The following is a 22,465-nucleotide window of genomic DNA, read 5'->3' on the forward strand; positions in this document are numbered from 1 at the left end:
TTGAGAGAGTACGTTAATGAAAAAGATTAAATGTGCAATGATCGGACCAGGTAACATTGGTACTGATTTGCTTTACAAACTTCAACGTAGCGAATGGTTAGAGCCAGTTTGGATGGTGGGTATCGATCCTACTTCTGAAGGTCTTGCTCGTGCTGCGAAAATGGGTTTAAAAACCACTGCAGAAGGGGTTGATGGTCTTCTTCCTCACGTCATTGAAGATGATATCAAAATTGCTTTTGATGCAACGTCTGCATATGTACATGCTGAAAACAGCCGCAAGTTAAATGAACTTGGTGTACTGATGATTGACTTAACACCTGCTGCAATTGGTCCTTTCTGTGTTCCACCTGTGAACTTAGAAGCTTTACTTGCAGAAGGTGAAGTGCCTAACGTGAATATGGTAACGTGTGGTGGTCAGGCGACAATTCCTATGGTTGCAGCAGTTTCACGTGTTCAACCTGTTGAATATGGTGAGATCATCGCGACTGTGTCTACAAAATCTGTAGGTCCTGGTACACGTAAAAACATCGACGAATTCACACGTACAACTGCGGGTGCTATTGAGAAAGTTGGTGGTGCGAAAAAAGGTAAAGCGATCATCATCATTAACCCTGCTGAGCCACCACTTATGATGCGTGACACAGTACACTGTCTTGTTGAAGGTGAGCCAGATCAAGCTGCGATCACTGAATCAGTTCACGCGATGATTAAAGAAGTGCAAAAATATGTACCAGGTTACAAACTTGTAAATGGTCCAATTTTTGATGGTAACCGTGTTTCTATCTTCTTGGAAGTAGAAGGTTTGGGTGATTTCTTGCCGAAATATGCAGGTAACCTCGACATTATGACAGCTGCAGCTGCTCGTACAGCAGAAATGTTTGCTGAACACGTATTCAACAAAGAAGAAGCTTAAGGAGCAACCGCATGTCTAAGATTATTGTTCATGATATGACTTTACGTGATGGTATGCATCCGCAGCGCCATCAAACGACTGTTGAGCAAATGATTGCAATTTCAACAGCACTTGATGATGCAGGCGTACCATTAATTGAAGTCACTCACGGTGACGGCCTTGGTGGTTCATCAGTAAACTACGGTTTTGCTGCAGCGACTGACGAAGAATACTTGTCTGCTGTTGTACCGCGTATGAAGAATGCAAAAGTTTCTGCACTTCTTCTTCCTGGTATCGGTACGGTTGACCACTTGAAAATGGCACATGAAATCGGTGTATCAACGATTCGTGTTGCAACTCACTGTACTGAAGCTGACTGTTCTGAACAGCACATCACCGCTGCGCGTAAATTAGAAATGGACACAGTGGGCTTCTTAATGTTGGCTCACATGGCATCTCCAGAGCGTCTTTTAGAAGAAGCGAAGAAGATGGTGTCTTACGGTGCAAACTGTATTTATGTGACTGACTCAGCAGGTTACATGCTTCCTCAAGATGTAATTGATCGCGTTGGACACTTACGTCAACACTTGGACCCAAGCATTGAGTTGGGTTTCCACGGTCACCACAACTTAGGTATGGGTGTATCAAATACTGTTGCTGCTGTTGAAGCAGGCGCGGTACGTGTTGACTTGGCATCTGCAGGTCTCGGTGCGGGTGCAGGTAACACACCACTTGAATTGTTCATCGCTGTTGCAAATCGTATGGGTATGGACACAGGCGTTGACTTGTTCAAAGTACAAGATGTTGCTGAAGATCTCGTGATTCCAATGATGCACAACCCAATTCGTGCAGACCGTGATGCAGCTACTTTAGGTTATGCGGGTGTTTACTCTTCATTCCTATTGTTCGCTAAACGTGCTGAAGCGAAATATGGCGTATCTGCGCGTGAAATCTTAATGGAGCTTGGTCGCCGTGGTACTGTTGGTGGTCAGGAAGACATGATTGAAGATCTAGCTTTGACTATGGCTAAAGCAAAAGAACTTAACGCATAATTTAAAAGTGATTTGAAAGAGCACTCTTAGGAGTGCTTTTTTTATGAATTTAGAAAAGATACATATAAAAAAACAATTGCGTGAGATGTTTGGGTGCTTATATTGAGTGATTTGGTATAGAGCGTATCGTGATTGTTAAACTTAAAAACTATTAAATAAAATGGCAAAATGCTTCTGGGTTAATTTGTAAGATATTAAAATATAATAAATTATCCATAGTAAAAGTTAATTTGCTTAGTTGCTGAGCTATTATTAATTGTTTATAACAATGAGAGTTTTTAAAGTATTGTTTTTCATCGGAAAAGTCTAAATTTTTTTTAGACTCTAGTCTGATTTCTTCAGAGTGCACAATTTAGCAATATGCTCATCAACGCTGATTTGAGTATAGGATGAAGCCATGCGTCATCAAAAATTATGGCTAGCAATGATTGCTGCAACAACTCTAGGGACAACTGCTGCTCACGCGAATTTTGTGGCTGATTCAAATGTTCAGCTTAAATTTAAAAATTTCTATTTAGAACGTAATTACGATACAGCACCAAATCTAGATTATGGTAACTGGACGCAAGCAATCACTTTAGATGCTAAATCGGGTTATCACGATATTGGTGCAGGCATTCAAGTTGGTGCAGATCTCTTGGCTCAATATGCAATTGGATTGAAATCGCGTGATTCTGTAAATGACATTCATATGCCATATGATAACAGTCAAGGTCGTACAGAACGCGATAATGCTAAATTCGGTGCGACTTTAAAAGTTAAAGTTTCTGAAACTGAACTTAAAGTAGGTGATTTATTGCCGATGTCACCAGTTATTTTCTTCGATCCATCACGCCAATTATTAACTACTTATAGTGGTGCATGGTTAGAGTCGAAAGATATTCAGGATACTAAATTAACCTTAGCTTATATTGATGGTATTAATGCGCGTTACGATAATCAGTATCAAGATTTGACCTTATTCCCAAACAATGATTTTGCGAAGGCAGAAGCTCAAGGTCTCACAACTGATGATGGAATGTATATTGTTGGTGTTGATCACCAGTTTACATCAAAGATTGGTGGTAGTTATTGGTTCGCTGATTTAACTGACATCTTCAAGCAACATTATGTTGCTGCAAGCTATAAAACTAAACTTGATGAAAAAACGAATTTAGATGCACATATTCGTTACTTCGATAACAGTGAAACTGGCGATAAACTTTTTGGTGAAATTGATAGCCAAGCAATTTCTATGGGGGCGAAAGTCAATCATGGTATGCATACCGTTCAGTTGGGTTATCAAGAGATGTTTGGGGAGCATGGAGATAAAGCGACACTATTCCCAACATTGGGTGGTTGGGTGCCACAACCTTATTTAGATAATTGGTCCGTCGCGAGTTTTATCCGTAAGGATGAGAAATCTTGGAGCGTTGGTTATACCTATAATTTTAAAGAAATGGGTGTACCAGGATTATCTGCCACTGTACGTCATTTCCAAGGTTGGAATATTGATACGGCAACACCAGGTCGAGGTCGCGAGAATGAAAATAACATCATCGTGAACTATGTTGTGCCAGAAGGTAAGTATAAAGGTCTTGGTTTCAACTATATGTTCATTGATACTAATTATAACAACATCAATGTTCCAGGTACCTTGAGTGATTTAGAAGAGCATCGTGTGGCGTTAAGTTATAGTTATAAATTCTAAAAAATGAAATTGATCTCGATATGATGAGCAAGGATCATATCGAGATCTTATCAAGTCATATTAGAGGGTGAATATTGATTTTAAAAAAATAAGAAAAAACAGTAATTTATTTAATTGGTAAAAAGATGGATGCAATCGTAAATTTGTATCAGTTGAAAGGTACAGAGCAGTTAATATAAGACTGTAAAACTATCATTTGTAAACATCAACTGATGATTGTTTCACAAATATATGATCAGTTATAGACAGTTAGAGGACTATGATGAGCACTGTTCAAATTCCAGAATATAAAACGGATTCATTCTTTGGTTTAGAAGATAAATGGATCGAAACTGCTGAAGGTGAGTTAACCCATTATCATGAAATTGGTGAAGGCACGCCTATTTTATTCCTTCATGGTTCTGGTACTGGTGTATCAGCAGCTGCTAACTGGTGGTTGAATTTACCTGCAATTGGTGAGCAAGCGCGTTGTATCGCAATTGATACCATTGGTTATGGTCAAACTGTCGTTGCACCAGGAACTCAATACGGTATCCGTGCATGGGTTGATCATGCAATTCGTACTCTTGATGCACTTGGTATTGAAAAAACATGGTTAGTAGGTAATTCGCTAGGTGGTTGGTTAGCATTCCAATTGGCACTTGATTATCCAGAGCGTGTACTCGGTATTGTTTCAATGGGTACAGGTGGTGCAAAACAAACTGCAGCCCTAAAAGCGCATGCAAACCCAGTTTTAACAGAAGAAGGTATTCGTAAGACACTTTCAATGTTCGTTGTAAATAAAGACTTAATTACAGATGAGCTGGTAAAAGTACGTTTTGATTCTGCGGCGAATGACTATGCATCTGATCGTTTAATGGATGTTGTGGGTGCGCGTGACCGTGATCGTTTCGAGTTCCCATTAGACTTTGAAAAAATGAAAGATATTACAGTTCCTGTATTATTGATTCATGGTACTCAAGATGTGGTGATTCCTGTGTCTCGTACTTGGGACATTTTAAATATCGTTCCTAATGCTGATGCACATATTTTCAGTCAGTGCGGTCACTGGTCACAAGTTGAAAAAGCAGAAGAATTTAATACGGTGATCAAAAATTATCTAGCAGTTCATGGTGTTAAATAATTTCAGATCCTAAAAAACTAAAAAAGAGGATGATTTAATCATCCTCTTTTTTAAAACTGAAAATACAGAACATGTGTTTAATACGTTTAAATCTGCATATTGATAATCAATATTGAGCATTGATCTGTTTTAATTCATTAGACTTAAGTGGTAGAGCAAGTCTAATTAGTTAATGGGTTGTTTAAAAATTAGTCTATTCTAAAGCCTGAATTCATACAATTTATGATGATATTCGTAAAACTTTATTAGACTAAAGTCTAAGACTGATGGTTGAAATAAAAAATAAAAATCACCGCTATGTTTAACGGTGATCATTAATTTGAAAAAAAATTAATTAATGACGATTAATATCAAGGTAAAAAACAGAGCTCAGTAAGTCCATAAATTTTTTGACGCCTTCTGAGTTAGTACTTTTTCTATAGCTTGCAAATAAATCGATTGAAGGTAATTCCACGTCTAGCGGGCGAATCACGGTGTTGTTCATCGTCAGTGGTGCGATATATCCAGGTAGAAAAGTACAGCCCAGGTTCATGCCAATAGAATTAATGTTAAAGAGGATATTGTCTGCAGTTTGAACAATATTTAAATTGATTTGATGGTATTTTGCAAAATCTAGAATGATCTTATTTAGGGTTTGAGATTGCTGTTCAGAAGGAATAATGAAATCGATTCCATCGAGCTCTTTTACTGGAATGCGATCGTATTTAGCGAGTGGATGATCTTTGGGGAGTAAGAAAATCAAAGGTTCTCGTAAAACAAATTGACTTTCGATTTCATCACTAAATAGATTTTGACGAGTAAAAGCGATATCAATTTCGCCTTTTTTTAACATTTTTGACTGATCGGAGTTGTTTAAGCTTAACAATTCAATCTTTAAATCCCGGTTTTGAACACGAAGATTAGGGAGAACGTAAGGAAAAATTTTCATTTCAACTACAGGAACAAAGCCGATACGTAACAATTGCTGTTTAGATTTGGCAATCTGACGAGTCATTGCGACTGCTTTGTCTGCTTGGGCTATCGTGAGGCGAGCTTGTTCAAGGAAGACTTGACCCTCCTCAGTGAGTTCTACCTTACGTTTTGTACGATAAAGCAAAGGGACGCCAATTTCATCTTCAAGATCTTTAATCTGCTGGCTCAATGATGGCTGAGCAGTATAAAGGCGCAAGGCTGCTTTGGTGAAGTTGAGTTCTTCTGCCACAGCAATGAAATATCGTAGGTGTCGTAGTTCCATAAAAAAATCATCCAAAGATTGATTCATATAATGTCTAAATATGATCAAGTGCGAGTATAGTTCACAAATGGATATTCGGTGAAGTGGGGCTGAGCATATTGAAATATCAACGTTATTATTAAAATGTGGTAAAATTCACGTATTGAGCGATTGATTAATTTATCGATAAAACATCTTGATTCAAACAAAAAAAATATTTCCCCAAAACTCGTTCAAAACTCATTATCTCTGCAAAGTTGAGTCTATTAGTTTGTGTCTAATTTAGTCACAGGAGAGCTTTTCATGAGTGGGAAAATTGATGTGCGCGAAATCGATGCTTTAGTCGATGCACAAAATGGACGTATCACGCCATCTATTTATACAGATCCAGATATCTATGAACTAGAACTTGAACGTGTGTTCGGTCGTACATGGTTATTCCTTTGCCATGAAAGCCAAATTCCAAAGGCTGGTGATTTCTTCAATACCTATATGGGTGAAGATCCGATCATCGTGGTACGTCAAAAAGACGGTTCAATCAAAGCATTGTTAAACCAATGTCGTCACCGTTCAATGCGCGTGAGCTTTGCTGACTGCGGTAACACTCGTGCATTTACATGTCCATACCACGGTTGGTCTTATGGCGTAGACGGCTCTCTTAAAGATATTCCTCTTGAAGATCGTGCATTCCCTCAAGGCGCATGTAAAGAGAAGTGGAGTTTGATCGAAGTAAACCGTGTGAAGTCTTATAAAGGCTTAATCTTCGGTTGTTGGGATGAAACAACTCCAGACCTTGAAGAATACATGGGTGATATCGCTTGGTACTTAGATGGCGTATTAGATCGTCGTCCAGGTGGTACTGAGATCATCGGTGGTGTTCATAAGTGGGAAATCGAATGTAACTGGAAATTTGCGGCTGAACAGTTTGCATCTGACCAATATCATGCATTGTTCTCTCACGCATCTGCGATTCAAGTATTAGGTGCTAAACCTGATGACGAATCTACTAAGAAATTAGGTGCTGCGCAAACTGCACGTCCTGTATGGGAAACTGCGAAAGACGCAATCCAATATGGTTCACGTGGTCACGGTTCAGGCTTCTTCTTTACAGAGAAACCAGATGCAAACGTATGGGTTGATGGTGAAGTAGCAAACTATTTCCGCGAAACTTACGAAGAAGTTAAAGAGCGTCTTGGTGAAATCCGTGCGTTACGTCTTGCGGGTCATAACACTATGTTCCCAACATTGTCTTGGTTAAACGGTACAGCAACACTTCGCGTATGGCATCCACGTGGTCCAAACAAAACTGAAGTATGGGCGTTCTGTATTGCGGATGCTGAAGCGTCACAAGAAGTGAAAGAAGCGTTTGAACGTTCTGCGACACGTGCATTTGGTCCAGCTGGTTTCTTAGAGCAAGATGACTCTGAAAACTGGATCGAAATTCAAAAAGTCTTACGTGGTTACAAAGCGCGTCAAAACAAACTCATTATGGAAATGGGTCTTGGTAACGAGAAAATTCGTGAAGATGGTATCCCTGGTATCACTAACTATATTTTCTCAGAAACTGCGGCACGCGGCATGTACCGTCGTTGGGCAGACTTGCTAATCCATGAAAAATGGGAAGATGTTGAGAAAGCAGCTGACGAATATGAGAAGGAGCTTATGAAATGAGTCAAGTGAGTTTAGAACTTCACCATCAAATTAGCCAATTCCTCTATCGTGAAGCGAAATTGCTTGACGATTGGAAATTCCGCGACTGGTTAGATACGTTAGCTGAAGATATTTCTTACACGCTACGTACAACACCAAATGCTCAAACACGTGACCGTCGTCGTTCAATTGAACCACCTACAACTTGGGTGTTCAATGATACGAAAGATCTTTTAGAGCGTCGTGTTGCTCGTCTTGAAACAGGTATGGCTTGGGCTGAAGAGCCTCCATCACGTACAACTCATATGGTGAGTAACGTGATCGTAGAAGCTACTGAAGTGGAAGGCGAATACGATGTATACGTTACATATCTTTTGTACCGTACACAAAAAGAGAAAGATGTCACGATTTACTGTGGTAAACGTCATGACAAGATCCGTAAAGTTGAAGGTGGCTTAGGCTTCCAAATTTTCAACCGTAAGATCACGCTTGATCAAGTTACCTATAACTCTCACAACCTGAGTGTGTTCTTCTAATGAATAAGATTTTTGTTTGCCAAGTTGACGAATTAGACGAAGGCGAAGCGTTGAAAGTAGATTGCGGCGTTAACGGTATCGATGCGCTTGCAGTGTTTAACAATGGTGGTGAGTTCTTCGCAATGAATGACCGTTGTTCTCATGGTAATGCTTCAATGTCAGAAGGTTATCTTGAAGATGATGGCACTGTCGAATGTCCATTGCATTCAGCTCGCTTCTGTTTAAAAACCGGTCAAGCATTATGTTTACCAGCGACAGATCCAATTCAAACTTTCCCAGTGATTGTTGAAGATGGTGCGTTATACGTTGAGATGGCAGGAGAGTAATCATGGGTTGGCTTAAAGGCGAAGTTGCACTGATCACAGGTGGTGGTTCTGGTTTAGGTTGGGCTTTAGTTGAACGCTTCCTTGAAGAAGGTGCGCACGTTGGGGTGTTACAACGTTCACAATCTAAAGTCGATGCTTTAAAAGAACGCTTTGGTGATCAAATTGTTGCAATCGCTGGTGATGTTGCCAACTATGAAGACAATGTCCGTGCTGTAAAAGCAACTGTTGAGCGTTTTGGTAAGCTTGATTGCTTTATTGGTAATGCAGGAATCTGGGATCACTACGCAGATATCGTCAATACTTCAGGTGAGCAACTTGATAAAGCGTTTGACGAAATCATGGGAATTAATACGAAAGCATTAATTCTAGGTGCTAAAGCTGCACTTGATGAGTTAGTAAAATCTGAAGGTTCGATAATCTTCACACTATCTAACTCAGCATTATATTCTGCGGGTGGTGGTCCAGTTTACACAGCATCTAAGCATGCTGGCGTAGGCATCATGAAGGAATTGGCGTACGAGCTTGCACCCAAAGTTCGTGTGAATGCTGTTGCGCCGTCAGGTATGAATGTAAACATTAAAGGTGCTGCATCATTAGGCCAAGAAAATCTAGGTCTTTTAGATGCGCGTGATCCTGAGAAAATCGCGCGTGGTATGCCGTTGAACTTCTTACCTGAGCCTGAAGAAATGACAGGTTCTTATGTGCTCTTGGCATCTCGTCAAAATAACCGACCTTTAACTGGTGTTCTGATCAATGCAGAATGTGGTTTGGGTATTCGTGGTCTACGTCAACCACGTGCTGGTTTCTTTGACGAATAAAATCTAGTCTAAAAAATGGACTTATCGGCAGCCTGTTCTAAGGCTGCCTTCCTTTTAAGGAGTCTCTCATGGCCGTTAAACTTATTTGTGCTTCGCACAGTCCTTTAATGGAATTTGCTTCACCTCAAGATCAGTCAAAAGAGCAAAAAGTACGTGCTGCTTTTGAACAATTATCTGCTGAAGTAAAAGCTTACGATCCAACACTGATCATTACTTTTGGTCCAGACCATTTTAACGGTTTTTTCTACGACCTTATGCCAAGTTTCTGTGTCGGTATCCGTGCTACGGCTGCTGGTGACTGGGATTACGGTAAAATTGACAATAAAATCGATGTTCCTGAAGACAAGGCTTTGGCACTTGTGCGTCAAGTTCTAGATGAAGGTATTGATGTTGCATACTCATATCGTATGCAGGCTGACCATGGTGTGACTCAACCATTACACTTCCTTTGTGATGGAAAACTTGATCGTTATAAAACGATTCCAATATTTATTAATGGCGCTGCCGCACCAATGCCAACCACAAAGCGTACCATTGCTTTAGGCCGTGCGGTTGGACAATATATTAAGTCACTTAATCTTGAAAATGAGCGTGTACTTGTATTGGGTACAGGTGGTTTGTCTCATGATCCACCAACACCTCAAATGGGTTCAGTGCCACCAGAAGTTGAAGAGTTTTTAATTGCTGGCCGTAATCCAACTGAAGAAGCACGTAATGCGCGTCAAGCGAAAATTATTGCAGTTGGTCAGAAACTTGCTGCTGGAGATACATCAGTTGCAGTACCGCTGAGCCCTGAGTGGGATATCGCATTGCTTGAGAAATTTAAACAAGCAGATTTTGCTGCAATGGAAGCGATGACTGAGGCAGAAATTCGTGTCGAAGGTGGTCGTGGTGGTCAAGAAGTGCGTTGCTGGATGGCAGCATTTGCTGCACTGAGCGAAGTTGGTGAGTATGAAATGACAACTCACTGCTATGAAGATATTAGTGAGTGGATTGCGGGCTTCGGTATCGTATCTGCGGAATTAAAAGGTTAATCCCATGAGCAATGTAAACAACATCGTCATCGTTGGTGCGGGTCAAGCAGGCGCAAGTGCGATCCTTGAGCTTCGTGCAAACAAATATGAAGGTAAAATCACATTAATTGGTGATGAAACGCATCTTCCTTATGAGCGTCCACCACTGTCTAAAGACGTGATTTTAAAACCTGAAGAAACCAAGATTGAAATTTTATCTGAAGAAAAATTAGCAGATCTTGGTGTGACAGCAATTCGCGGTAATGGTGTCGTGAAAATCAACGCTGAAGCCAAAACTGTCGAACTTCAAAATGGTGATGTTGTTGCTTATGACAAATTGCTGATTGCAACTGGCGGTGCAGCACGTCGTCTTCCAAACTTCGATGCACTTGGCAAACATGTTTACACGCTGCGTAATCTTGAAGATTCACAAGCCCTTGTACCAGTGTTACAAAAAGGTCAACGTATTATCCTGATTGGTGGTGGTGTAATCGGTCTTGAGCTTGCATCATCTGCGCGTTTCAAAGAGTGTGAAGTCACTGTCATTGAAATGGGTCCAATGGTGATGGGTCGTTCATCGCCACGTATCTTGAGTGAATTCTTGCTTGAACAGCAAAAATTGGCAGGTGTGGATGTCCGTCTTTCAACCTCAATTGCAGACTGCAAGCTTGATGGTGAAGAAATCGTGGTGACTTTAGCCGATGGCCAAGAACTTCGTGCGGATGCTGTGGTTTATGGTATCGGTATTGTGCCAAATGCGCAGTTGGCAGTTGACGCTGGTCTTGACGTTGATCTCGCGATCAAAGTAAACGAAAATTGCCAAACCTCAAATGCTGATATTTATGCGGCAGGTGATGTGGCAACTCAACTTCGTGACTGTGGTAACCACCGTCGTGTTGAGACTTGGGAAAATGCCAATCTTCAAGCAGGTATCTTTGCACGCCATGTGATGGGTGTAGAACATCCTACTCCTAATCCAGCATGGTTTTGGACAGACCAGTTGGACATTAACTACCAATTCGTAGGTGATATGGCAGCAGCTGAGTGGTTAGTACGTGGTGAAATCAATCCTGAGCTACGCGCAGAATCTTCATTTGTATTGTTCGGTGTGACTGACGGTATTATTGTTGGTGGTATTACGGTAAATGCGGCTAAAGAAATGCGTCATCTTAAAAAATTGATTAGCAAACAAGCTGCATTTGAAGCAGATAAATATTTAGATCTTAGCCAAGACCTTCGTAAACTTGTGAAGTAAACTTGGTAAGATTGTGCAACAGACCTAGGGTAACTTAGGTCTGTTTTTTATGTGCCTAAGAAAATATTGATTTAATTTTGAGCAAATTATGAATTCTAGTTCCTCAAATATAATGGTCGTTGCGAGTATATATGCCTTATTGGTATTGATATGGGCTGCAACACCACTTGCCATTGTATGGAGTGTTGCAGAAATTCATCCAATGTGGGTGCTCATCATTCGATACTTTGGTGCATCTATAATTGCTTTGGCGTTACTCAAAATGATGCGTGATCCACTCCCGTTTGATCATGTATCGCTGAAAAGTTATGTAGCTGGTAGCCTAAATTTAATAGGTGCGCAGTTATTTATCTATTTGGCAGCGAATTATTTAACGTCAGGCTTAATGGCACTGATCTTCGGATTTTCGCCATTGATTGCAGGTCTCATTGGACATCTCATTCTAAAAACACATAAGTTGTCTATTTTGCAATGGAGTGGAATGGTCATTGCCGTATTAGGTCTCACATTTGTTTTTGCAGAATCTGCAGATGAGCGAGTCAATCCTTGGGGTGTGGTTTTGATGCTGATCAGTATGGTGTCGTATATCAGTTCGATTTTTTGGGTCAAACAAATTAATGCACCTTTAAGCCCCATGAGTCAGGCGACTGGTTCATTAATCGTTTCAGCTCTAGGATCACTCTTAATCATTCCATTTATTTGGAAACAAATCCCAACCGTGCTACCAAGTACACAAGCGATGGTGGGTTTTTTATTCACAATGATCATGTCATCAATTGTTGCGATGCTGTGCTATTTTTGGTTAATTCGCCGCTTAGCAGCGTCGACAGTGTCTTTGAGTAATGTCATGACGCCAGTCATCGCCCTAGTTTTGGGGGCATCCTTAAATAATGAAATTATTCATAATGACGCCTTGTGGGGGATTGTCGTTGTGATGATGGGGTTGCTGATGTATTTTAATCGAGAGCTCTTGAAACTATTCTTAAAAAAATGAGTGAAAAAAGTGGTTTTAATCACACACGTACAACTACATGAATATATAAGATTCATAATGTTACAAAACTATGCTTTAGCCCAAGCTCGAATTTAGGAATACTGAAAAAGTCAGTTCAAATCAGCAAAAAAAATTGAACATTTTTTGCATAATTTGGACTGTTTTACTTTAGCTCAAGTTCAAACTTATCTAAAATAGAAGTGGTACAGTTTGAAATCTATACAAGTTATCAATTTGTCACATTAATATTTTAGAATCTGCTGGTGAAAACGATAGAAATCTATTTATTTTATTTCAAAATTCGTTATCATCGCGCCCTCTAGTTATAACTCTACACAATAGGCTAACTAGAACTCTATAAAGCACCGAGTCAAAGGACCGCAAGTCACCCGACTTATTTCTATTAACCCATATCAGAGATGGTAATTCGATATGAGCGTTTCTTCTGTAAATCCTGCACCTAATTCTACTAACGAATACTATTTGACTCGCCAAAGTCAGATGGAATCTAATGTTCGTAGCTATCCACGTAAATTGCCGTTAGCGATAGCAAAAGCACAAGGTTGCTGGGTTACTGATGTTGAAGGTACAGAGTACCTCGATTGTTTAGCTGGGGCAGGAACATTGGCTTTGGGCCATAATCATCCTGCGGTCATTCAAAGTATTCAAGACACTTTAGCGAGTGGTCTTCCATTACATACTTTGGATTTAACGACACCTTTAAAAGATGCTTTTACTGAAGCTTTACTTGCTGAATTACCGGGTGGTAAAGAAGAGTACTGCCTACAGTTCTGTGGTCCATCTGGTGCAGATGGTACAGAAGCAGCAATTAAACTTGCAAAAACATATACTGGCCGTGGCACTGTGATCAGCTTCTCTGGTGGCTACCATGGTATGACTCACGGCTCATTAGCAATGACAGGTAATTTGTCTGCTAAAAACGCTGTTAATGGTTTAATGCCAGGCGTTCAATTCATGCCGTATCCACATGAATACCGTTGCCCACTAGGTTTAGGCGGTGAAGCGGGTGTTGACGCGCTTACTTATTTCTTTGAAAACTTCATCGAAGATGTTGAAAGCGGTGTGACTAAGCCTGCTGCAGTTATCCTTGAAGCGATTCAAGGCGAGGGCGGTGTGGTTACAGCACCTGTGAAATGGTTGAAAAAAATTCGTGAAGTGACTGAAAAGCACAACATCGTTTTAATTCTTGATGAAGTACAAGCTGGTTTCGCGCGTTCAGGAAAAATGTTTGCCTTTGAACATGCGGGTATCGAACCTGATGTTGTAGTGATGTCGAAAGCAGTAGGTGGAAGCTTACCACTTGCAGTACTTGGTATTAAGCGTAAGTTTGATGCTTGGCAGCCTGCAGGTCACACGGGTACTTTCCGTGGTAACCAATTGGCTATGGGTACTGGTCTTGCTACGATCAAAACGATTAAAGAGCAAAATCTTGCGCAAAACGCACAAGAGCGCGGTGATTTCCTTCAAGCTGAATTGAAGAAATTAGCTGTAGAATTCCCATGTATCGGTAATGTACGTGGCCGCGGTTTAATGATCGGTATCGAAATCGTTGATGAGCGTAAACCTGCTGACCATATGGGTTCACTTCCTGCAGATGGTCAATTGGCTGCTGCAATCCAAGCAGCGTGTTTCAACAACAAATTGTTGTTAGAAAAGGGTGGGCGTAACGGTACAGTGATTCGTCTACTTTGCCCATTAATTATTAACCAAGCTGAATGTGAAGAAGTAATTGTGCGCTTTAAGAAAGCAATTTCTGAAGCATTAGTTGCGGTACGAGGCGCTTAATTCATGGTAGATTTTGCAGAACACCGTAAAGCTTTGCTCTGTAATGATGCTGCATCCATTGCTGACTATACGTCAGCAATGGATCAGGCAACTCAAGCAGTAGCAGCTTGGTTACAAAATGACAAAATGTACACAGGCGGTAGCATTAAAGAGCTACGCAGTGCAATTGCATTTAATCCTTCTAAAGAAGGATTGGGTGTGGAAAAGTCATTACAGCGTATGGTTGAGCTATTCCTTAATAAGAGCTTAAAAGTACATCATCCTCATTCTTTAGCGCATTTGCATTGTCCTACTATGGTGACTAGCCAAATCGCAGAAGTACTCATTAACGCAACTAACCAATCGATGGACTCATGGGATCAAAGCCCTGCAGGTTCATTGATGGAAGTTCAGTTGATCGATTGGCTTCGTCAAAAAGTTGGTTATGGTGCAGGTCAAGCAGGTGTGTTCACCTCTGGCGGTACGCAGTCAAACTTGATGGGTGTATTGCTTGCACGTGATGCATGTATCGCGAAAAACTGGAAAGACGAAAACGGCAATCCGTGGTCTGTTCAGCGTGATGGCGTACCTGCGGAAGCGATGCGAAACGTTAAAGTCATTTGTTCTGAAAATGCTCACTTCTCTGTGCAAAAGAACATGGCGATGATGGGAATGGGCTTCCAATCTGTAGTGACTGTGCCTGTCGACGAAAATGCGCGTATGGACATGGATGCACTAGAGAAAACCATGGCACACCTTCAAAATGAAGGCAAAATTGTGGCATGTGTGGTTGCAACTGCAGGTACTACCGATGCGGGTGCAATTGATCCTTTAAAGAAAGTCCGTGAAATCACCAACAAGTACGGCGCGTGGATGCATATCGATGCAGCATGGGGCGGTGCTTTAATCCTATCTAATAATCACCGTGATTTGTTAGATGGTATCGAGCTTTCTGATTCAATCACACTTGATTTCCATAAGCATTACTTCCAAACGATTTCTTGTGGTGCATTCTTACTTAAAGATGAAGCGAACTATCGCTTTATGCATTATGAAGCGGAATACTTAAACTCTGCTTATGATGAAGAGCATGGTGTACCAAACTTAGTGTCTAAATCGCTACAAACAACACGTCGTTTTGATGCGTTGAAATTGTGGATGACGATTGAAGCACTCGGTGAAGAGCTTTACGGCTCTATGATTGACCATGGTGTTACTTTAACGCGTGATGTTGCAGATTATATTAAAGCAACAGATGGTTTAGAGTTATTGGTTGAGCCACAATTTGCATCAGTCTTATTCCGTGTAATTCCTGAAGGTTACCCAACAGAATTACTCGATACACTGAACCAAAACGTTGCGGATGAATTGTTTGCACGTGGTGAAGCGAATATTGGTGTGACTAAAGTCGGTCAGGTTCAATCATTGAAAATGACAACTTTAAGTCCAGTAGCAACTTTAGACAATGTGAAGAACTTGCTTGCGCTTGTACTGGCTGAGTCTGATCGCATCAAAGCTTCAATTGCTGATGGTACATATACGCCACCAATCGATTAATAGATTGTTTTTTGAAAAAAGCGCTCAATTGAGCGCTTTTTTGATATTCAAAATTCATAACTTTGACATATTTTTAGATCATGATTGAAGAAATCTTTATGCGGAATTAGGGGGGATAATTATTAAAGAATAAGTAGGTAATAAAAATATAAGTATTTAACCATAATTATTATAAATTGTTGAAATATAATTAAAAAATAAATAAGCAGGTTGGTGTAATAAAAATAATAAAATCGTAATAAAGCTGTAACCTTATTGTCATATTATCAAATCAAAATGCATGTATCGAAATAAGTACAATACTTCAATAAAAAGTAGCGTACTCCAAATTTGCATAAATTGAGAGATAACATGATGCGCTTTACAAATATTGCAATTGCATTAGCACTTTCTGGGGCAGCTGTAGCAACAACCGCAAATGCAGCACGTGACACAATTCAAATTGCGGGTTCTTCTACAGTATTGCCATATGCAAGTATTGTGGCTGAAGAATTCGGTAATAACTTCCCTCAATTTAAAACACCAGTAGTTGGTTCAGGCGGTTCGTCGGGTGGTTTAAAACAATTTTGTAATGGTGTTGGCGACAATACGATCGATATTGCTAACTCATCTCGTGCAATTAAATCGAGCGAATTGGCTGAATGTAAGAAAAATGGCGTTAACCAAGTATTAGAAATTAAAATCGGTTACGACGGTATCGTATTTGCTTCAAATGCTAACAAAGCAGCTTATAAATTACGTCCACAACATGTATTTGCAGCTTTGGCAGCTGAATTGCCTTCAAACGGTAAAATGGTAAAAAACCCATATACACGTTGGAATCAAATTGATAAATCATTACCAAATGAGCCAATCACGCTTGTAATCCCAGCTTCGAATCATGGTACACGTGAAGTCTTCCAGGAGAAAATGGTGGACGCTGGTTGTGAATCGTATGCTGCTATTAAAGCTTTAGATAAAGATGCCAAAAAGAAAGCTTGCACAACGTTCCGTAAAGATGGTCGTGTTGTGGAAATTGCGGGTGACTATACAGAAACACTTGCACGCTTAAAGACTTCTCCAAGTGCTGTTGGTGTGTTTGGTTTAGGTTTCTATGATCAAAACCGTGACCGTTTACGCGTTGCAACTGTGAACAATGTGGCACCGTCTGAAAACACGATTTTAAATGGTTCTTACCCTGTATCACGCCCATTATTCTTCTATGTAAAAGGTGAACACTTGAAATCAATCAAAGGTTTACCACAGTTTACTGAATATTTCTTAAACAAGCGTGTTTCAGGTAAAGGTTCTAAGTTAGAAAAAGCGGGCTTAATTTCACTCTCTGACAAAGAACGCGCATCAATTTTGGCAAACTTTAAAGCAGGTAAAGCTGTTAAGTAATCAAACGACAAACTAATGGCAGGAATTATCCTGCCATTGGTTTTTTCATTGAAAAAAGTTTTTTCAAACCATGAAAATTGAAAAGACAGTGGAGAATACATGAATCTGCTACTTATAGGTGTGTTACTGGCGATCATCGCCATTGCCTATCAAATCGGATTACGCAAAAGCCGTAACTTAGCAGGTCAGGGAAATAACTCTGCCGCTTTGCATTCACGTCCTGGTTACTATGGGGCATTAGTTGCGTTGTGGTGTGGTATCCCTGCATTTTTAATTTTGATTGTTTGGAACTTGGTTGAGCCAACGATCTTGGAGCAGGTGGTGCTTAATCATTTGCCACAGGATATTAAAGCAAGTCTAGATCCAGCAAGCCTAAACGTAGTTGTTGACCGTGTTCAAGCGATTGCATCCGGATTTGGTGTCAGTGATACAGCAACGTCCTATGAAGTTGCAGCTGCAGAGCAACTGAGTAAATTTTCAACTATTGCCTCTTTTGCAAAATTAGCAGTTGTCATTTGCGCTGCATTGGCAGGTTTAGTATGGGCAAAAAAAAGAATTAGCCAAGATTTTAGAGCGCGTAATCAGGTCGAGAAAGTCATCAATGTTGGCTTAGCTTTATGTTCTGGTGTAGCAATTCTTACAACACTTGGAATTGTAATGTCGATGTTTGGAGAAGCGATGCGCTTCTTCAGCTTTGTTAATCCTTTTGATTTCTTCTTTGGAACAGAGTGGAACCCGGGTTTCAGTACTTCGGGAAGTGCAGAAGGAAGCTATGGTTTACTTCCATTGTTGTGGGGTACGCTCATGGTCAGTGGGATCGCACTATTGGTTGCTGTACCAGTAGGTTTAATGATCGCGATTTATTTGGCTGAATATGCTTCTCCTCGCTTCCGTTCTTGGGCAAAACCGACCATTGAAGTTTTAGCTGGTATTCCAACGATCGTTTATGGTGTATTTGCACTCATGATTATTGGCCCATTTATTAAAACTGTAGGGGCAATGGTTGGAATTGATATCAACGCAACGAGTGCGCTCACTGCAGGTTTTGTCATGGGAATCATGATCATTCCTTTTGTGTCTTCTTTATCTGATGACATTATTACTCAAGTGCCTCGAGCATTACGTGATGGATCTTTAGGATTAGGGGCGACCAAATCTGAAACGATTCGTAAAGTGGTCATTCCAGCAGCGTTGCCTGGCATTATTGGTGCATTTTTATTGGCTGCTTCCCGTGCAATTGGCGAAACTATGATCGTAGTTCTAGCAGCTGGTAACAGTCCTCTTTTACACGCAAATCCATTAGAAGCTGTTTCGACCGTAACGATTACGATTGTTAATCAATTAACAGGTGATACTGACTTTGCAAGTCCGCAAGCATTAGTAGCTTTCGCACTAGGACTTACATTGTTTGTGATTACTTTAGGTTTGAACATTGTTGCACTTTACATCGTGCGTAAATACCGTGAGCAATACGACTAATGAGTACTTCTAATCCTAATACTCTCGAGACAGTTGATTCAGCAACAGCTGAGCAGCTTAGAGAAAAGCGTAAGAAGACTATTCAGAATTCTTTAGCTAAACGTCATCGTAAAGAAAAGACGTTCCGTTTCTTCGGTTTTTCAGCAGTGATTGCTGGCTTATTCTTCGTAGTATTGCTATTCGGTAGTATTTTAGCGAAAGGCTTGCCTGCTTTTTGGCAAAGTAGCATGAATTTGCCAATCTATTTCGATCCAAAAATTATTGAAGTTGGTCCAAAACCTGTACTGGCTGAAGGTGAGAATCCAGCTCAGTATGAAGAACGCTTTATTGAGTGGCAGACTGAAGTTGGCATGGTGGATTGGGATGCATTGATCATCAATGCAATGATCAAACAAGATCCTCAACTTGAAGCACAACGTGATGATTTAAGCTATATCTATACGAGCTCTGAAGCATATCGTATCCGTGATATGGTGATGAATGATCCAAGCTTGGTTGGTAAAACAGTCGATGTAAAAGTCCTTGCTGATGCAAATATTGATGTGTGGCTTGCAGGTAATATTGATCGTTCTTTGCCAGATGAACAGCAACAACTTAGTCCTGAGATTCGTCAAATTGCTGATGAACTCAAGGCTAAAGGTGTCATCGAAAATTCATTTAACACGAATATTTTCACGAGTCCTGACTCTCGTAGTTCACCAGCGACATCTGGTTTAGCTGGTGCATTCATGGGCTCATTGTTCATGATGTTGATTGTAATCTTTATTTCGATTCCAATCGGCGTTGCATCTGCGATCTATCTTGAAGAGTTCGCACCAAAGAACTGGATTACAGATATTGTAGAAGTCAACATCAATAATTTAGCTGCTGTTCCATCGATTGTATTTGGTTTGCTTGGTGCTGCAATTTTTATTGGTTGGATGCATTTACCATTATCTGCTCCTTTGGTGGGTGGTCTTGTGTTAAGTTTAATGACATTGCCAACGGTGATTATTACGACACGGGCTTCTTTAAAAGCCGTTCCACCTTCGATTCGCCAAGCTGCATTAGGATTGGGTGCATCAAGACTGCAAACTGTTTTTCATCACGTTCTACCTTTGGCATTACCAGGTATTTTAACAGGTGCAATTATTGGTGTGGCTCAAGCATTGGGTGAGACTGCGCCGTTGTTGTTGATTGGTATGAGTGCTTTTGTAGCCAGTGTTCCAGCAAGTCCATTTGATCAATCTACAGCGCTGCCTGTACAGATTTTCTTGTGGCAGGGTAATGAACTTCGTAACTTCTTTGAAGGTCGTACTGCTGCAGCCATTATTGTTCTCCTTGCGATGATGATTAGCTTAAATAGTTTAGCGATCTGGTTACGTAAGAAATTTGAAGTCCGTTGGTAGTCGGAGCAAAATATGAATACAGTAACTTCGCAAGTAACTCAAAATTCCTTAAAAAAGGATCAATCAGTGAATTCAGATCAAACACAATTTACATCTCAAGATGCAAATCAAAAAACGTCAACTTCGTTTGTTTCACAATTTGACACGCAAAGCGAAAATAAAAAAGAAGCAAAATCGGATGTTGTAAAACTGAGTACAACTGATGTTCATGTTTATTATGGTGAATCTGAAGCGATTAAAGGCATTGATCTTAATATTTATCAAAATGAAGTGATTGCTTTTATTGGTCCATCTGGATGTGGTAAGTCAACATTCCTACGTACTTTAAATCGTATGAACGACACGATAGATAGTTGTCGGGTAACGGGTAAAGTCATGTTGGATAATCAAGACATTTATGATCCTAATCTCGACGTAGTACTACTTCGTGCGCAAGTTGGTATGGTGTTCCAAAAGCCAAACCCATTCCCAAAATCAATTTTTGAAAACGTTGCATACGGACCTAAACTCCATGGTTTAGCACGTGACAAATATGATTTAGAAGAGATCGTTGAAAATAGTTTACGTAAAGCGGGCTTGTGGGATGAAGTTAAGGATCGTTTGAATCAGCCTGGAACTGGTTTATCAGGCGGTCAACAGCAACGTCTATGTATTGCTCGAACTATTGCAGTTTCGCCAGAAGTGATTTTAATGGACGAACCTTGTTCAGCACTTGACCCAATTGCTACGGCTAAAGTTGAAGAGTTAATCGCTGAGCTTTCAACACAATATACTATTGCAATTGTTACGCACTCAATGCAACAAGCTGCACGTGTATCAGACCGTACTGCCTATTTCCATTTAGGTGATTTGATTGAAGTGAATTCGACAGAAAAAGTATTTACTCAACCTGATCATCAATTGACTGAGGCATATATTACGGGTCGATTTGGTTAATTAAAAATTTAGAAACATAAATAAAAAGAGTCTTCGGGCTCTTTTTTTATTACAAAAATCTGTGGATGAAATAAGGTTATTCCCTAAAATGGAATTCTTAATAAACTGATATCCAGATGACAATGAAAAAAATACCTTGTTTAACAGCATTAATGACCAGTATTTTTATGTTGAGTGCTTGCTCACATACACCAAATCAAAATCAACAAGTAACCACGCAAATCAATAGTTCGAATTTGATCGAACAACGTCTCATGAGTCATCTTAGTGCCTTAGAAGATATTGCATCAGCTCATGGCGGTAATCGCGCAGTTGGAACGGATGGTGGTAAGACAACTGCAACCTATATTATTGAAGAGGCAAAAAAAGCTGGTTTGCACGCTCAGATGTTACCGTTTGAAAATCGCAATAAGATTGTAGGTCAGAATATTATTATCGAAATCAAAGGTAAAAATCCTGATTTAGCTACGATAATCGGTGCGCATTATGATTCTGTGACCACAGGGCCTGGGATCAATGATAATGGTACAGGTGTAGCCGTTCTATTAGAGCTATTACAACATTATTCAAAATCTGAAAATCATCCTCAAAATACAATTTACCTTGCATTTTGGGATTCTGAAGAAGATGGTATCGGAGGTTCGCAAGATTTTGTTGCTAAAATGACACCTGAACAGCTGAAGGGAATAAAGGCTTATATCAATGTTGATATGGTCGGTACAAAAAATCCGAATATTTTGGTTGCTGATGTAGATAAATCTTCATTAAAAGATTTAGAAGCCCAATTTAAGTCTGCTGGATTATCTGAATCTGACTATAAACCAATGATTGATGGCTTAAAGTCTTTACCTAGTCATCCAGAAGATACTGCGCTTGAAGAACATTTAAAATCATTCTTTAAAGCAAAGAACTTAACGATCAAAGAAGACATCACCACTTTAACAGCAAGCGACACAGCACCATTTCTAGGAAAAGTGCCGGTCACATCGATCATTTTATTTAATGAACAAGAACGTCCAGGTGCAAACGAGGGGGAGATAATTTTAGATTTTGCGCCATGTTATCACCAAGCTTGTGATACCAAGGATTTAGTTGATCCAAAATCTATGATTATGGCTCTAGAGGCGATTCAACATCTGTTAAAAGTCACCAACACTCAATAGTTGAGATGACTGAAGAATTATTTAGGCGTATCTCATTTGAATTGCATCATAGGGTGCAATTCAATTTTTTTTACTGAATAAAAAAGATTTATTCGTAAACTCGATCGAAAATATGTCTTAAAGCAGTTTTGCTATCTAGCTGAATTTTGCAATACACAGTAGAATATGCGCTCTCTTCAAGTCACATTGTGGCATGGTTCAAAAGACCATCCCGT

General features: G+C 40.0%; 19 protein-coding genes. 18 read left to right on the forward strand and 1 reads right to left on the reverse strand.

Annotation, left to right across the window (positions count from 1 at the left end):
* Positions 1–16 precede the first annotated feature (16 nt).
* From AC1M9M_RS06705 to AC1M9M_RS06720, 4 genes are all read left to right on the forward strand, one after another.
* Positions 17–913 carry an acetaldehyde dehydrogenase (acetylating) gene (locus AC1M9M_RS06705; protein ID WP_035267137.1) on the forward strand — a complete coding sequence of 299 codons (897 nt, stop codon included), beginning with the start codon at positions 17–19 and terminating at the stop codon, positions 911–913.
* 11 nt (positions 914–924) lie between these two features.
* Positions 925–1,944 carry a 4-hydroxy-2-oxovalerate aldolase gene (dmpG, locus tag AC1M9M_RS06710; RefSeq protein ID WP_092767099.1) on the forward strand — a complete coding sequence of 340 codons (1,020 nt, stop codon included), beginning with the start codon at positions 925–927 and terminating at the stop codon, positions 1,942–1,944.
* Positions 1,945–2,341: 397 nt separating this feature from the next.
* Entirely contained in the window at positions 2,342–3,634 is a 1,293-nt protein-coding gene (locus tag AC1M9M_RS06715; RefSeq protein ID WP_481593471.1) for an OprD family outer membrane porin, read from the forward strand.
* Positions 3,635–3,896: 262 nt separating this feature from the next.
* On the forward strand, positions 3,897–4,757 hold the full coding sequence (locus AC1M9M_RS06720) for an alpha/beta fold hydrolase (RefSeq protein ID WP_035267132.1): 861 nt from the start codon (positions 3,897–3,899) through the stop codon (positions 4,755–4,757).
* A 334-nt stretch (positions 4,758–5,091) separates the two neighbouring features.
* Here AC1M9M_RS06720 and hcaR read toward each other — a convergent pair whose 3' ends face one another.
* Positions 5,092–5,991, reverse strand: coding sequence for a DNA-binding transcriptional regulator HcaR (hcaR, locus tag AC1M9M_RS06725; protein ID WP_481595945.1), 900 nt, complete (start codon positions 5,989–5,991; stop codon positions 5,092–5,094).
* A 282-nt stretch (positions 5,992–6,273) separates the two neighbouring features.
* Between hcaR and hcaE the strand changes: the two genes are divergently transcribed.
* The 14 genes from hcaE (at position 6,274) to AC1M9M_RS06795 (ending at position 22,250) form a co-directional block, all read left to right on the forward strand.
* Positions 6,274–7,641, forward strand: coding sequence for a 3-phenylpropionate/cinnamic acid dioxygenase subunit alpha (gene hcaE, locus AC1M9M_RS06730; RefSeq protein WP_092767097.1), 1,368 nt, complete (start codon positions 6,274–6,276; stop codon positions 7,639–7,641).
* A complete protein-coding gene (hcaF, locus tag AC1M9M_RS06735) occupies positions 7,638–8,156 on the forward strand; it encodes a 3-phenylpropionate/cinnamic acid dioxygenase subunit beta (protein WP_035267127.1) in 519 nt (172 codons plus the stop codon). Before hcaE ends, hcaF begins: the two co-directional genes overlap by 4 nt.
* Positions 8,156–8,482, forward strand: a complete 327-nt coding sequence (gene hcaC, locus AC1M9M_RS06740) for a 3-phenylpropionate/cinnamic acid dioxygenase ferredoxin subunit (RefSeq protein WP_005181999.1) — start codon at positions 8,156–8,158, stop codon at positions 8,480–8,482. The genes hcaF and hcaC overlap by 1 nt, the downstream gene beginning before the upstream one ends.
* Positions 8,483–8,484: 2 nt before the next feature.
* On the forward strand, positions 8,485–9,300 hold the full coding sequence (gene hcaB / locus AC1M9M_RS06745; protein ID WP_035267124.1) for a 3-phenylpropionate-dihydrodiol/cinnamic acid-dihydrodiol dehydrogenase: 816 nt from the start codon (positions 8,485–8,487) through the stop codon (positions 9,298–9,300).
* Positions 9,301–9,368: 68 nt separating this feature from the next.
* Positions 9,369–10,334, forward strand: coding sequence for a 3-carboxyethylcatechol 2,3-dioxygenase (locus AC1M9M_RS06750; RefSeq protein ID WP_481595946.1), 966 nt, complete (start codon positions 9,369–9,371; stop codon positions 10,332–10,334).
* A gap of 4 nt (positions 10,335–10,338) precedes the next feature.
* Entirely contained in the window at positions 10,339–11,568 is a 1,230-nt protein-coding gene (gene hcaD, locus AC1M9M_RS06755; protein ID WP_481595947.1) for a 3-phenylpropionate/cinnamic acid dioxygenase ferredoxin--NAD(+) reductase subunit, read from the forward strand.
* Positions 11,569–11,656: 88 nt separating this feature from the next.
* Complete coding sequence (locus tag AC1M9M_RS06760) at positions 11,657–12,562, forward strand: DMT family transporter (RefSeq protein ID WP_481595948.1); 906 nt, start codon at positions 11,657–11,659, stop codon at positions 12,560–12,562.
* Positions 12,563–12,994: 432 nt separating this feature from the next.
* Positions 12,995–14,368, forward strand: a complete 1,374-nt coding sequence (locus AC1M9M_RS06765) for a diaminobutyrate--2-oxoglutarate transaminase (RefSeq protein ID WP_481591392.1) — start codon at positions 12,995–12,997, stop codon at positions 14,366–14,368.
* Between the two features lie 3 nt (positions 14,369–14,371).
* Positions 14,372–15,904 (forward strand): pyridoxal phosphate-dependent decarboxylase family protein, encoded by a 1,533-nt coding sequence (locus AC1M9M_RS06770; protein WP_481595949.1) that lies wholly within the window; start codon positions 14,372–14,374, stop codon positions 15,902–15,904.
* Between the two features lie 354 nt (positions 15,905–16,258).
* On the forward strand, positions 16,259–17,284 hold the full coding sequence (locus tag AC1M9M_RS06775) for a substrate-binding domain-containing protein (RefSeq protein WP_179997953.1): 1,026 nt from the start codon (positions 16,259–16,261) through the stop codon (positions 17,282–17,284).
* A gap of 99 nt (positions 17,285–17,383) precedes the next feature.
* The gene (gene pstC, locus AC1M9M_RS06780) at positions 17,384–18,763 is read left to right on the forward strand and encodes a phosphate ABC transporter permease subunit PstC (protein WP_481595950.1); all 1,380 of its coding nucleotides are present in this window, start codon (positions 17,384–17,386) and stop codon (positions 18,761–18,763) included.
* Entirely contained in the window at positions 18,763–20,151 is a 1,389-nt protein-coding gene (gene pstA / locus AC1M9M_RS06785) for a phosphate ABC transporter permease PstA (RefSeq protein ID WP_481591394.1), read from the forward strand. Before pstC ends, pstA begins: the two co-directional genes overlap by 1 nt.
* A gap of 12 nt (positions 20,152–20,163) precedes the next feature.
* Positions 20,164–21,087: a phosphate ABC transporter ATP-binding protein PstB gene (pstB, locus tag AC1M9M_RS06790; protein ID WP_035267112.1), complete on the forward strand. Its 924-nt coding sequence runs from the start codon at positions 20,164–20,166 to the stop codon at positions 21,085–21,087.
* A 116-nt stretch (positions 21,088–21,203) separates the two neighbouring features.
* Complete coding sequence (locus AC1M9M_RS06795) at positions 21,204–22,250, forward strand: M20/M25/M40 family metallo-hydrolase (protein ID WP_481595951.1); 1,047 nt, start codon at positions 21,204–21,206, stop codon at positions 22,248–22,250.
* Positions 22,251–22,465 lie beyond the last annotated feature (215 nt).

It is taken from the genome of Acinetobacter sp. ANC_7503 (assembly GCF_056780035.1).

Bases quoted from the DNA above. Each gene is read 5' to 3' on its own strand.
- AC1M9M_RS06705 (WP_035267137.1), top strand. From the start codon at position 17: ATGAAAAAGATTAAATGTGCAATGATCGGACCAGGTAACATTGGTACT.
- dmpG (WP_092767099.1), top strand. From the start codon at position 925: ATGTCTAAGATTATTGTTCATGATATGACTTTACGTGATGGTATGCAT.
- AC1M9M_RS06715 (WP_481593471.1), top strand. From the start codon at position 2,342: ATGCGTCATCAAAAATTATGGCTAGCAATGATTGCTGCAACAACTCTA.
- AC1M9M_RS06720 (WP_035267132.1), top strand. From the start codon at position 3,897: ATGAGCACTGTTCAAATTCCAGAATATAAAACGGATTCATTCTTTGGT.
- hcaR (WP_481595945.1), bottom strand. From the start codon at position 5,991: ATGGAACTACGACACCTACGATATTTCATTGCTGTGGCAGAAGAACTC.
- hcaE (WP_092767097.1), top strand. From the start codon at position 6,274: ATGAGTGGGAAAATTGATGTGCGCGAAATCGATGCTTTAGTCGATGCA.
- hcaF (WP_035267127.1), top strand. From the start codon at position 7,638: ATGAGTCAAGTGAGTTTAGAACTTCACCATCAAATTAGCCAATTCCTC.
- hcaC (WP_005181999.1), top strand. From the start codon at position 8,156: ATGAATAAGATTTTTGTTTGCCAAGTTGACGAATTAGACGAAGGCGAA.
- hcaB (WP_035267124.1), top strand. From the start codon at position 8,485: ATGGGTTGGCTTAAAGGCGAAGTTGCACTGATCACAGGTGGTGGTTCT.
- AC1M9M_RS06750 (WP_481595946.1), top strand. From the start codon at position 9,369: ATGGCCGTTAAACTTATTTGTGCTTCGCACAGTCCTTTAATGGAATTT.
- hcaD (WP_481595947.1), top strand. From the start codon at position 10,339: ATGAGCAATGTAAACAACATCGTCATCGTTGGTGCGGGTCAAGCAGGC.
- AC1M9M_RS06760 (WP_481595948.1), top strand. From the start codon at position 11,657: ATGAATTCTAGTTCCTCAAATATAATGGTCGTTGCGAGTATATATGCC.
- AC1M9M_RS06765 (WP_481591392.1), top strand. From the start codon at position 12,995: ATGAGCGTTTCTTCTGTAAATCCTGCACCTAATTCTACTAACGAATAC.
- AC1M9M_RS06770 (WP_481595949.1), top strand. From the start codon at position 14,372: ATGGTAGATTTTGCAGAACACCGTAAAGCTTTGCTCTGTAATGATGCT.
- AC1M9M_RS06775 (WP_179997953.1), top strand. From the start codon at position 16,259: ATGCGCTTTACAAATATTGCAATTGCATTAGCACTTTCTGGGGCAGCT.
- pstC (WP_481595950.1), top strand. From the start codon at position 17,384: ATGAATCTGCTACTTATAGGTGTGTTACTGGCGATCATCGCCATTGCC.
- pstA (WP_481591394.1), top strand. From the start codon at position 18,763: ATGAGTACTTCTAATCCTAATACTCTCGAGACAGTTGATTCAGCAACA.
- pstB (WP_035267112.1), top strand. From the start codon at position 20,164: ATGAATACAGTAACTTCGCAAGTAACTCAAAATTCCTTAAAAAAGGAT.
- AC1M9M_RS06795 (WP_481595951.1), top strand. From the start codon at position 21,204: ATGACAATGAAAAAAATACCTTGTTTAACAGCATTAATGACCAGTATT.